At 43.8% G+C, this 13,405-nt stretch carries 8 protein-coding genes; all 8 read right to left on the reverse strand.

From position 1 onward, the window contains the following. Positions 1-71: 71 nt before the first annotated feature. A complete protein-coding gene (locus RSK81_RS11570) occupies positions 72-452 on the reverse strand; it encodes a DUF1033 family protein (protein WP_002901723.1) in 381 nt (126 codons plus the stop codon). A 318-nt stretch (positions 453-770) separates the two neighbouring features. Further along, positions 771-1,877: a glycosyl hydrolase family 8 gene (locus RSK81_RS11575; protein ID WP_002923025.1), complete on the reverse strand. Its 1,107-nt coding sequence runs from the start codon at positions 1,875-1,877 to the stop codon at positions 771-773. Between the two features lie 8 nt (positions 1,878-1,885). After that, complete coding sequence (locus RSK81_RS11580; protein WP_002901729.1) at positions 1,886-3,196, reverse strand: glycosyltransferase family 2 protein; 1,311 nt, start codon at positions 3,194-3,196, stop codon at positions 1,886-1,888. Then, positions 3,189-3,332: a hypothetical protein gene (locus RSK81_RS11585; protein ID WP_002896778.1), complete on the reverse strand. Its 144-nt coding sequence runs from the start codon at positions 3,330-3,332 to the stop codon at positions 3,189-3,191. Before RSK81_RS11585 ends, RSK81_RS11580 begins: the two co-directional genes overlap by 8 nt. Before the next feature lie 11 nt (positions 3,333-3,343). Beyond that, positions 3,344-4,132: a hypothetical protein gene (locus RSK81_RS11590; RefSeq protein ID WP_002896779.1), complete on the reverse strand. Its 789-nt coding sequence runs from the start codon at positions 4,130-4,132 to the stop codon at positions 3,344-3,346. Then, positions 4,125-5,282, reverse strand: a complete 1,158-nt coding sequence (gene wecB, locus RSK81_RS11595; protein WP_002923019.1) for a non-hydrolyzing UDP-N-acetylglucosamine 2-epimerase — start codon at positions 5,280-5,282, stop codon at positions 4,125-4,127. Before wecB ends, RSK81_RS11590 begins: the two co-directional genes overlap by 8 nt. Positions 5,283-6,043: 761 nt before the next feature. Then, on the reverse strand, positions 6,044-9,691 hold the full coding sequence (gene rpoC, locus RSK81_RS11600; protein ID WP_081107573.1) for a DNA-directed RNA polymerase subunit beta': 3,648 nt from the start codon (positions 9,689-9,691) through the stop codon (positions 6,044-6,046). 40 nt (positions 9,692-9,731) lie between these two features. Further along, positions 9,732-13,298 (reverse strand): DNA-directed RNA polymerase subunit beta, encoded by a 3,567-nt coding sequence (rpoB, locus tag RSK81_RS11605; protein ID WP_315686888.1) that lies wholly within the window; start codon positions 13,296-13,298, stop codon positions 9,732-9,734. Positions 13,299-13,405 lie beyond the last annotated feature (107 nt).

The raw sequence follows: 13,405 nt of genomic DNA on the forward strand, positions 1-13,405 counted from the left end.
AACTTAACTTCTAACAAGTTAGGTCTCTTCTGCTGCTATATTATCAGATTTGCAAAATATATTCTTTCGATTTAAAGAGGCTTAGCGTTTTTTAGTTTAACTGAACAAGCTTGGTGCTTTTCAAGACCGTTCTGCTTAGTATAGCCTGGCCGGTACTTGCTCTTAGGAATCTGGCAATCATTCTCCAGCAAAAACAGCGAGTGGTACTGCTGAACATTCTCATCGCACTCCTCGCACCAGCGCTGATCCTCCGGATCCCAAAAAATTGTCATTAAATCACTGCGGCTCTTATACAAAGGTGACTGCTCTTCCATTTGCAGCCAGCGGCTTTTATAATACTTAAGGGCTTCATAATAATCATCGAACTGCTTCTTTGCAACGATATCCTCTTCCCAGCCATCCAGAAACCACCACGGTTCATAGTCCCCGTACATCTCAATTACACAATACATACTCGTCCTCTCTTTGTACCGTATATTATATATGAATTCTTTGACGAACAAAACTATTTTGCTCAAAATCAGAAAACAAGAACTTTATTGGAACGGAGACAAGCACATCACTCTTCATGATATGAAGATTAACCTCACGGATAGTAATCTTAATAATCTTAGAAACAAATGTTGCGTTCTTATAAAGGCTTTCTATTTTAACGGTTTGTCAAATAAATCTTAATCTTTTTGTTCAAAAAAAGTGAGACAAATATCATTTTGTCCCACCTTATTGTCTGCATGAGCTTAAGCAAAATGTTCATCTTACTCGTTTCTGCATTATAAAGTTTCTAAAGCAATCATTGTAGTCACAGCTGCGTCATAGTAATTATCTGACGGCAAGCCTTGCATGAAGAGATATTTATTCTGCTGCACCAATTTGCGGAATTCAATGTTGTTGTTAGCCGCATAGAATACTGGAGCAGTAAAGCTGCCAGCCTGATTACTATTTAGAGCTTTCCCTTTCAAAGTGTAGCCCGCATAGATCTTTTCTTGACTGAGGAAGAAGTTCAACATCTTCTTCAGCATTTTTTGACTTTTTTCATCCTTGCTTTGAGCCAAGTTGTAAGGAAGTCGGCAGGCATTATAAGAATAATAGCCATCATTTGCAGACTCAACTGTATCAGCATCAGCTGCCCGAACTTTGTCGCCTTCAACCCAGATAAAGTCTGGTATCAAACCAGTCTTATTATCAGCGCTGATTGCTTCAAGTTTGCTGAGCATGTTATCCCGGATTGTCAGCCATTGCTTATCCTTTGTCAACTCATAGAAAGCTTGGAACTGCTGCGGCAATGTATCAGAAGTCCGCATGAGATTATAAAATTTCGATTCTGCATTTGCCCAGTTCCCAACTGTCAAAACGCCGTTGCTTTCATTATAGTTATATGCCAAGACATCTTTCAGAATAGCCTGTGCCTGATCTTGGTATTCTTTAGCCTTGTCTGGCCACTGTTTAGCAGCCTGAATCAAAGCATAGGCAATGTAGAGATCGCCGTCTGTAGCATTGTTTTCGTCTTCATGGTTGCTCTTACCATCCTTAATCGTCTGTTTCCAAGACATGAGCTGGGTATCTTTCAGACGATGAGCTAGATAATATTGGTAGAGCTTTTCAAAATCAGCCGAACTGGCATCGCCTTGCTTAGCTGCATCCACAGCAATCACCATGCCATAACCCTGTGCCTCAGACAGCACAACATCTTCAGTATTACTGTTTGTCGTCCTGATATAAGACAATTTGTCCTTGGTTACGACATATTCTTTAGACCATTGGCTGTATATCTTCTTTTTGATATTAGGAGTACTGCCCATGCGGGTGTACAGCAGGATACCAGCCAAAACAGCCAGAATTGTCACAAACCAAATAAATCTTAATCTTGTTCTTTTCACACTTTCTCCTAACCTGCAAATCGTTTTGTTTTAACCCACTTGGTTTCTTTCCGCTTCAAAATCTTGTCCAAGATAACAGATCCTACTGCATCTAAAGAAACAACGATAAAGAGCTGAGAGTAAGTCAAATAGGACACAAGGGCCAGCCAAATCTGTTTGGTGGTCGCCTGTCCAAACTGAGAAGCCAGGGCGATATTGATCTGCAAAAGATAAAGCAAAATCATCAGAAGCCAGTTAAAGAGCATCAGCTGGACGATATAGATATTCTGAGCATCAAAAGCGAAAGGAATCCGCACATCCGGGATAAAGAGCTGGGTAATCATTGCCGCTACATTGGCAAAGAAAACCAAGTCAGATAAGACAATCGCCAGATTGAACCAGAAGAAGATACAAGAATAATTGAACACTTCCAGTTTCACGCGCCAGTTACCGCCGCTAAAAAGATGCTTGAAGTTGGCAAGAACTACCTCGTAATTTCCCTTAGCCCAGCGCTTACGCTGCATGTAGTAGGACTTGAGGGTTTCTGGCTCTTGTTGGAAGGCCTCTGAATTATAAGCCAAAGCAATCAGCTTGCCGCTCTGCATAATCTTAAAGGAAATTTCCGTATCCTCTGTCAAGGCACCATTTTTCCAACCACCAATACTCTTAACAAACTCCGTGTTAATCAAGAAGTTCGTACCTGGAATCCGCCCAATCTTGAAGAGATGCCACATACCTACGTGGTAAACACGCTGAGTTACAACGATTTCTTGATTGATACAACGTGTCAGGAAGTTCTGGTTGGCATTGCGAGTCTTGTTGCGTCCGAAAGAAGCAACGTGGCGTTCTGGATCTTCCAAAACTTTCTTGACTAGGAAGTAAAGAGCATTCTTTTCTGGCATGGCATCCGCATCATAGACACAGATATATTCACCCTTGGCCATCTTCAGGGCATCATTCAGCACCCCTGCCTTACCTCCCGTACCTGTACGGTCTGTAATTGTAATATTGCGTCCAGCATACTCAGGCATAGCCTGTACTTTCAGCATTTCTTGATAAGTGTCATCCGAGCAATTGTCCGCAAAGAGCAGAACTTCCACTCGGTCATGAGGATAGTCCAAATCCAGAATGGCCTTAGTCGTCTGAGCGATAACCACATCTTCATTGTGGGCTGGGACAACGACTGTAACCATAGGATAATGTTCCAATGGGCTGGTATCCACGTTGAAGTCACTGCGTTTCATCCAGAAATGCACGGAAGAGCATAGAATAACCAAAGCCCAAGCCAGAGACATCCAGATGGAGAACAGAGTGACAATCATAATAAGTTGACTAATCATGACGAGTCACCGCCCTAAAATTTTTATTGACCCGATTGTAAATAACCAGATAATAAATGAAGAGGACCAAAAAGCTAATAGCAAAAAAGATACTTAGCACCATAGAGATGATAAAAAATACTTCTGTTAAAGACATGTGTTTACCTCCTAGTATTCTACGATAATGTCGGTTTCAAGCTGACGCTCCAGATTGCTCAAAGCGTCATCGAAATTATGGAATTTGTCAATATTTTGAGCGTTCAGTTTTAAACTGCCAGACTGAAACTGAATTTTTTGATCAGTTTTCTTATTCTCAAAGTGCATCATCGTTAAATCGTCACGCACTTTCTCTTGGAAATATTCCTTGACTTCCTGATCCAGATCTTCTACCAGAACGAGAAAGTTACCATTGGATACATAGTAAACTGTTTCTACATTCTGGAAGTCCCAGTTAAGCAGTCGTAAAATTCTCTTGAGCATCCGCTTGTACTCCCGAGAGTGAATTTGATAAAAATGATGATTATGCGCCCAATGGACCAATAAGGCCTGAAAGGCTGGAGCTTGTTTCTGATTTACTTTCTGAACCATTTCTTCATAGGCCTCAGCAGCATCTTCACTGTCATCCTGCACTAATCCCAAGCGCTGGTGAAGATAGAAATTCACTCGACTGGTCAGCCAAGCGCTGACAGGGAAGACATAAAGCAAGAAGAGAACTTGATTATCTGGTAGGTAGGTTACATCAAAGAGCAAGATTAAAGTTGCGATAACCACACCCAGAATCATAGCCCATGTCACCAAGAGATCGGATAGGACAAAGACACTAAAAATACCTAATAAAATCAGAGCGATTCCAATATAAAATATGTTAGCTGCAAAATTCCAACTGTAGAAAAGAATTAGTCCAATTGCCAGCACAAAGACTGCTAATGATTTTTCTAGTCCTTTTTTCCTAAACATTTTTTACTCCTGTCTTAAATTCTTCTGGCCTAGCCGTCTGCTTAAAATAGTGGGCAATAGCTTGAGCAATCCGCTCAGAAGCCTTACCATCACCATACGGATTGCTGGCTTGGGCCATTTCCTGATAGAGTGACTCATCTGTCAGCAGGGCTTCCATTGCCTCTGCTACTGCTTGAGTTTCTGTACCGACCAGCTTCAATGTGCCGGCCTCAACTCCTTCTGGTCTCTCTGTTGTATCACGAAGTACCAGTACAGGCTTACCTAAGGAAGGCGCTTCTTCCTGCACTCCGCCTGAGTCTGACATGATAAAGTAGCTTTTAGCTGCGATATTATGGAAATCCAACACATCTAAAGGCTCAATCAGATGAATTTTCTCATTGTCACTCAGAATTTCTCTAGCCGCTTCCTGAACCGCTGGGCTCAGGTGAACGGGATAGACAATTTCCACATCATCATGGGCATCTACAATCTGCCGTAGAGTTCGAAAGACCCTTCTCATCGGCTCACCTTGATTTTCCCGGCGATGCATGGTCACCAAAATCATCTTGCGAGCTGGATTAATACGATCAAGCACCTCGTGATGATAATCAGACTGGACGGTCAGCTTGAGAGCGTCAATAGCTGTATTCCCTGTCACAAAAACTGTTTCTGCTGGATGGTTTTCCTTGAGCAAGTTAGCCTTACTCTGTTCTGTTGGCGCAAAATACAAGTCAGTCAAAGAGTCGGTCATCTGACGATTCATCTCTTCTGGGAAAGGAGAATATTTATTCCAAGTCCGCAACCCAGCTTCTACGTGGCCGATACGAACTTGATTATAAAACGCTGCAAGACTAGCCGCAAAAGTCGTTGTCGTATCACCGTGCACCAGCATAATATCTGGCTTGTTTTCCTTTAAGATATCATCTAGCTTATGCAAGATCTTGACAGTAATATCTGTCAGGGTTTGATTCTTCCCCATAATATCCAAATCATAATCAGGCTTAATCTTAAAAGTTTCAAGTACCTGATCCAGCATCTGACGATGCTGAGCAGTCACAACTGTTGTCGTTTCAAACAAGTCTGCCTGCTTCTTCAGTTCAATAACCAGTGGAGCCATCTTAATTGCTTCTGGACGAGTTCCAAAAACAACCATTACCTTAATTTTCTTCATTTTTCCTCACCAAAAATCAACATTGTTATATTAACTTTTTACTAAAAAATGTTTGTTTTAAGTAACCTTAGTTATTTTACCATCAAGCGTTTCAATAATCAAAGCATGAACTATTATTTTATACTTTCTTAATAGTAATTTACATGTTGGTAACTTATTTAAGATTATTTTAATTTTCTTAACTTAACTGTAACTTAAAATTGCTGAAATTTTTCGGTTTTCTCAAAAAAATAAATAAAAAGGAAAGAACTTATAGGCTTAAAGTCGTATTTTATGCAGAATTTTGTGTTTTTTACCTATATTTTTTAATCCTTATTCATTGTAATAAAATATTATTCTATTTGTAATCTAATTGTTTTCTATTCTTTATATTTCAAAATCTTCCCTTCATGAATGAGCTAGCTAGATAAACGCCAGCTATCGTTCTCTACAAACTTCGACCACCACCATTAAAACCAACCTCCTCTTTTTTTAAATTTCAAACCTCTCCTCCTACTATTTTAGGATTTTTAAAATAGTATAACCTAGCGCTATCATACTACAAAAAACCAGCTACCTCCCTGATTAAAAATGAATATGGCGTCTCGCATCATAGAAAAACTAAAATAGAAAATCTCGAGTGTTTCTTCTATAGTTGTTTATCCATAACGGAGAACTTAAAAACAACTTTCTAAGTATATTATAGGATAATATTTAGTGGTGAGCAAGAAATTATCGGCTGCAACAAAAAATCCCTCCCGAAAATCGGGAGGGAAAGTTCTTTATTTAAGAACAATATTTTCTTCAGTTTCAAATCCACCTGGCAGTTCTGTCACTTCGTCGATAATTTCAACTTCATTGACAGCCTGAGGCTCCAAGTTGCGATAGCGGGCCATACCAGTACCAGCTGGGATAATCTTACCGATGATAACATTTTCCTTGAGTCCGAGCAGGTGGTCTTTCTTACCACGGATAGCAGCATCTGTCAGGACACGAGTTGTTTCCTGGAAGGAAGCTGCAGACAGGAAGCTGTTAGTTTCAAGGGAAGCTTTGGTAATTCCCATGAGGACTGGACGAGCTGTCGCAGGCACACCGCCTGAGATAACCACATCACGGTTAGCATCTGTAAAGTCGGTTATATCCATGAGAGTTCCCATAAGAAGATCTGTATCTCCTGGATCCATGACGCGCACCTTGCGAATCATTTGACGAACCATTACCTCAATGTGTTTATCGCCGATTTCTACCCCTTGGCTGCGGTAAACTTTCTGTACTTCAGCAAGCAGGTAAGTTTCAACAGACAAGACATCCCGAACAGCCAGCAAGTGCTTAGGCTGGATAGAACCTTCAGTCAAGGCAGCACCACGAGAAACTTGGTCACCCACTTCAACCTTCATGCGGGCTGTAAATGGTACCACATATTCACCTTCGCCAGTTTGGCCTTTAACAAAGACCTTCTTGGTACGAGTAGATGCATCTTCTTCGATAGCAGTAACCTCACCCTTGACTTCAGTGATGACCGCTTCCCCTTTCGGATTGCGGGCTTCAAAGATTTCTTGGACACGAGGAAGACCTTGTGTGATATCGGTATTGGAGGCAACACCACCCGTGTGGAAGGTACGCATGGTCAGCTGTGTACCAGGTTCCCCGATGGATTGAGCAGCGATTGTTCCGACTGCTTCACCAACTTCAACCGCATCGCCAGTTGCCAAGTTGATACCGTAACAATGACGGCAGACACCGTGGCGGGTGTTACATGTAAAGACAGAGCGGATTGTCACTTCTTCAACACCAGCATTAACGATTTCACGTGCCTTATCTTCTGTGATCAATTCATTTGGACCAATAATGACAGCACCAGTTTCTGGGTGTTTAACTGTTTTCTTAGTGTAACGACCATTGAGACGCTCTTCCAGAGACTCGATCATTTCCTTGCCTTCTGTGATAGAAGTGATGAGCAAGCCGCGGTCTGTACCACAGTCGTCTTCACGGATAATCACATCTTGGGCAACGTCAACCAGACGACGAGTCAGGTAACCTGAGTCGGCAGTCTTAAGGGCCGTATCGGTCATACCCTTACGAGCACCGTGGGTAGAGAAGAACATTTCCAGAACGGACAGACCTTCACGGAAGTTAGACAAGATTGGCAATTCCATGATACGTCCATTTGGCGCAGCCATCAAACCACGCATACCAGCCAACTGAGAGAAGTTGGAGATGTTACCCCGAGCTCCAGAGTCCATCATCATAACGATAGGGTTCTTCGGATCCTGGTTGGCAACCAGACGTTTTTCCAATTTCTCACGAGCCGCCCGCCACTCAGCAGTAACTGCATTGTAGCGTTCGTCATCAGTAATCATACCGCGACGGAATTGTTTAGTAATTTGTTCAACACGCTTATGGGATTCTTCAATAATCTCAGCCTTGTCTTCGACAACTGGGATATCAGCGATACCCACTGTCAGACCAGCCAAAGTAGAATGATGATAACCCAGATTCTTCAAGCGGTCAAGAAGAGCAGATGTTTCTGTTGTACGGAAGCGTTTAAAGATTTCCGCAATGATATTCCCAAGATTTTTCTTCTTAAACGGAACATTGATTTCAAGCTGTTCAATGACTTCCTTGATATTTTGTCCTGACTCCAAGAAATACTTAGCTGGCACACCTTCTGTTAAGTTAGCATTGGTTGGCTCTTGCAGATAAGGCAACTCCTCTGGCATAATCGCGTTAAAAAGGATTTTACCAACAGTTGTAATCAAAATCTTATGCTTCTGGTCTTCTGTCCAAGGCTTATTAAGACTGTCTGTTGCGATACCAACACGAGTATGCAAGTGAACATAGCCATTGCGGAGAGCCATCACCGCCTCATCCATATCCTTGAAAATCATGCCTTCGCCTTCGCGACCAGCCTCTTCCATGGTCAGATAGTAGTTCCCCAAGACCATATCCTGAGATGGTGTTACAACTGGCTTACCGTCTTTCGGATTCAAGATGTGCTCAGCAGCCAGCATGAGGATACGAGCTTCAGCTTGCGCTTCCTCTGAAAGCGGTACGTGGATAGCCATTTGGTCACCGTCAAAGTCGGCATTGTAGGCTTCACAGACCAGCGGATGCAAACGAAGAGCTTTACCATCAATCAGAACTGGCTCAAAGGCCTGGATTCCCAAACGGTGAAGGGTCGGTGCGCGGTTAAGAAGCACTGGGTGTTCCTTGATTACCTCTTCCAAAATATCCCAGATACGCTCATCTCCACGCTCTACCAAGCGTTTGGCAGCTTTAACGTTCTGCACGATATCGCGAGCAACGATTTCCCGCATCACAAACGGCTTGAAGAGCTCAATCGCCATTTCACGCGGCACACCACATTGATACATTTTCAATGTAGGACCCACGGCGATAACGGAACGACCTGAAAAGTCAACCCGTTTACCCAGCAAGTTTTGACGAAAACGGCCTTGTTTCCCTTTCAGCATATGGCTCAGAGACTTAAGCGGACGGCTGCCTGGTCCTGTAATCGGACGACCACGACGACCATTGTCAATCAACGCATCAACCGCTTCTTGAAGCATCCGCTTCTCATTTTGAACGATGATACCAGGGGCATTGAGTTCCAACAAACGAGCCAAACGGTTGTTCCGGTTGATAACCCGGCGATAGAGATCATTGAGGTCAGAAGCCGCAAAACGACCACCATCCAGCTGAACCATCGGGCGCAAATCTGGCGGAATAACCGGCAGGATATTAAGAACCATCCATTCTGGCTTATTGCCAGACTTGTAGAAGGCGTCCAAAACATCCAAGCGACGGACAGCCTTGATCCGTTTTTGACCTGAAGCAGTTTTCAATTCTTCTTTGAGGACAGCAATCTCAGCTTCCAAGTCCACTTGTTTTAAGAGGTCTTGAATAGCTTCTGCTCCCATTTTGGCTACAAATGAACCTGCACCGTACTCGCGTAAACGCTCACGATACTCACGCTCCGTCATGATGGACTTGTGCTCTAGCGGTGTATCCTTAGGGTCAATCACCACATAAGCCGCAAAATAAATGACTTCTTCCAGGGCACGTGGGCTCATATCCAAAGTGAGCCCCATGCGGCTTGGAATTCCTTTAAAGTACCAAATATGTGAAACAGGAGCCTTCAGTTCGATGTGACCCATGCGCTCACGGCGAACCTTAGCACGAGTTACTTCAACACCACAGCGGTCACAGACGATTCCTTTGTAACGAATCCGTTTGTACTTACCACAGGCACATTCCCAGTCCTTTGTTGGACCGAAGATCACTTCGTCAAAAAGACCTTCGCGTTCTGGTTTCAGGGTTCGGTAATTGATTGTTTCAGGTTTCTTCACTTCCCCATAAGACCATGAACGGACCTTATTGGGAGAAGCTAGGGTGATTTGCATACTTTTAAAACGATTTACATCAACCACTATTTCTTACCTTTCTTCATTTTCTAATCAGTGTGTATTCTTATTCTTTTCCTTCAGCCTCAAAAGCTGCTTTCGCTTCTTGAGCTGCTTTTTCACGCGCTTTTTCAAGATCATCAACGTGAATCACGTCATCATCTTCACCTTCGTCTAGGTCACGCAGTTCTACTTCATTGTCATCTTCATCGAGAACGCGCATGTCCAGACCAAGAGATTGCAATTCTTTGACAAGAACGCGGAAGGATTCTGGCACACCTGGTTTTGGAATTGGTTTCCCTTTGGTAATAGCTTCATAAGCCTTCAAACGTCCGTTGACATCATCTGACTTGTAAGTCAGGATTTCTTGCAGAACGTTAGAAGCACCGTAAGCTTCCAAGGCCCAAACTTCCATCTCACCAAAACGTTGTCCACCAAACTGAGCTTTACCTCCGAGCGGCTGTTGGGTAACCATTGAGTAAGGTCCTACTGAGCGGGCATGGAGTTTGTCATCTACCATGTGGTGGAGCTTAATCATGTACATGACACCGACAGATACACGATTGTCAAACGGCTCACCGGTACGTCCGTCGTAGAGAATAGTCTTGGCATCGCTGTCCATACCAGCTTCGCGTACTGTATCCCAGAGGTCTTCTGAGCTTGCTCCATCAAAGACTGGTGTTGCAATATGGATGCCCAAGTTACGTGCTGCCATACCAAGGTGAAGCTCCATAACCTGACCAATGTTCATACGAGATGGTACCCCGAGTGGGTTTAGCATGATATCAACTGGTGTTCCATCTGGCAAGTAAGGCATGTCTTCCACAGGAACGATACGGGATACAACCCCCTTGTTTCCGTGACGACCGGCCATCTTATCTCCGACCTTGATCTTACGTTTTTGAGCGATGTAGACGCGAACCAGCATATTAACGCCAGATTGCAGTTCATCACCATTAGCACGGGTAAAGATCTTCACGTCACGAACCACTCCGTCGGCACCGTGTGGCACACGCAGAGAGGTATCACGGACTTCACGAGACTTGTCACCAAAGATGGCATGAAGCAGGCGTTCTTCAGCAGAAAGGTCTTTTTCACCCTTAGGAGTGACTTTTCCGACTAGGATGTCGCCTTCCTTGACTTCCGCCCCGATGCGGATAATCCCCATTTCGTCCAGATTGCGCAGGGCATCTTCCCCTACGTTTGGAATTTCGCGGGTAATTTCTTCAGGACCAAGCTTGGTGTCGCGAGTTTCTGATTCGTATTCTTCCAAGTGAACTGAGGTGTAGACATCGTCTTTCACCAGACGCTCACTCATGATAACCGCATCCTCGAAGTTGTAACCTTCCCATGTCATGTAGGCAACGATTGGGTTTTGTCCCAGAGCCATTTCTCCATTTTCCATAGAAGGTCCGTCAGCGATAAAGTCGCCTTTTTCAACGACATCGCCAACTTTTACCAAGGTACGTTGGTTGTAAGCAGTTCCTGAGTTGGAACGGCGGAATTTTTGAATTTGGTAAACATCGAGAGAACCGTCTTCACGGCGGACTTCAACCTTGTCTGCATCTGCATAGGTAACCTTACCATCATGCTGGGCAATAACTGCTGCACCAGAGTCGTGGGCAGCTTGGTATTCCATACCAGTACCAACGTAAGGCGCTTTTGGATCAATCAAAGGCACAGCCTGACGTTGCATGTTGGCTCCCATGAGGGCACGGTTGGAGTCGTCATTTTCCAAGAAAGGAATACATGCTGTCGCTACGGCAACTACCTGCTTAGGCGATACATCCATGTAGTCTACTTGGTCTGATGGGAATTCTTGGTTATTACCTTGGTGGCGTCCCATAACGATAGGCTCTGCAAAGCCGCCTTTTTCATTAAGCTTAGAGTTGGCCTGCGCTACGATAAATTCATCTTCCTCATCAGCTGTCAGCCAAACGATTTCGTTGGTTACTACGCCAGCTTCACGGTCTACCTTACGGTAAGGTGTTTGAATAAATCCGTATTTGTTAAGGTGTCCATAAGAAGACAAGTTATTGATCAAACCGATGTTTGGTCCTTCAGGCGTTTCAATCGGACACATACGACCGTAGTGAGTATAGTGCACGTCACGCACTTCATAGCCAGCGCGGTCACGTGTTAAACCACCAGGTCCCAAGGCAGACAGACGGCGCTTGTGAGAAAGTTCAGACAGCGGATTGTGTTGGTCCATGAACTGTGACAATTGTGAAGAACCAAAGAATTCTTTAATAGCTGCAGTCACAGGACGGATATTGATGATTTGCTGTGGAGTTAGTACTTCATTGTCCTGAACAGACATCCGTTCACGAACATTACGCTCCATCCGAGAAAGTCCGAGTCGAACTTGGTTAGCCAAAAGCTCGCCAACTGCACGAATACGACGGTTCCCCAAGTGGTCAATATCATCTACGCGACCAATGCCTTCAGCCAAGTTGAGGAAGTAGCTCATCTCAGCCAAGATATCAGCTGGTGTCACAATCCGTACCTTGTCAGAAGGATTTGCGTTACCGATGATGGTCACAACGCGGTCTGGATCAGTTGGTGCCACAACCTTGAACTTCTGCAATTCTACAAGGTCTGTCAAGACAGCTGAGTCGTTTGGAATATAAGTGATTTTGTTCAAACCATTGTCCAGCTGCTCTGCAATGCTGTCAATCACACTGCGGGTCATAACTGTACCAGCTTCAACCAAGATTTCTCCAGTTTCAGCATCTACCAATGGCTCTGCAATGGTTTGGTTCAGCAAGCGTGTCTTGACGCTGAGTTTCTTATTAATCTTGTACCGACCAACCGCTGCCAAATCATAACGATGCGGATCAAAGAAACGCGCTTCAAGAAGGGAACGAGAACTTTCAGCCGTCTTAGGCTCACCTGGACGAAGACGCTCATAGATTTCTTTCAGGGCTTCATCTGTACGAGAGTCCATTGGGTTCTTGTGGATATCTTTTTCAATGGTATTGCGCACCAAGTCGCTGTCACCAAAGATGTCCAAGATCTCATCATCTCCTGAGAAACCAAGCGCACGCACCAGAGTGGTAAAAGGAATCTTCCGTGTCCGGTCAATACGAGTGTAGGCAATGTCTTTTGAGTCTGTTTCCAACTCTAACCAAGCTCCGCGGTTAGGAATAACCGTTGAACCGTAGCCAACTTTTCCATTTTTATCAACTTTATCGTTAAAGTAAACCCCTGGAGAACGCACCAACTGGGATACGATAATCCGCTCTCCACCATTGATGATGAAGGTTCCCATTTCAGTCATGATTGGGAAATCACCAAAGAAGACTTCCTGAGTCTTGATTTCACCAGTTTCCTTGTTAATCAGACGGAAAGTTACAAAGATTGGCGCTGAATAGCTGGCATCGTGGATGCGGGCTTCTTCCAGCGTATATTTAGGCTCACGGATTTCATAGCCGACAAATTCCAATTCCATGGTGTCGGTAAAGTTTGAAATAGGAAGTACATCTTCAAAGACTTCCTTCAGACCATGATCCAAGAAATCTTGGAACGAATCCGTTTGGATTTCAATCAAATTTGGTAAATCAAGAACTTCCTTAATTCTTGAAAAACTACGACGGGTACGGTGTTTACCGTATCGAACTTCATGTCCTGCCAAGTTTTTACTCCTTTATGATAAGATACTAAGCCCTTGATAAAGCGAGAAAAGACGTATCTTTTTCTCAACGCTTTGAGGGCGAGTTCTGTGAAATGTTTTCAGAGGAA

It is taken from the genome of Streptococcus sp. DTU_2020_1000888_1_SI_GRL_NUU_041A, from assembly GCF_032387735.1.
Lineage (GTDB): Bacteria > Bacillota > Bacilli > Lactobacillales > Streptococcaceae > Streptococcus > Streptococcus sanguinis.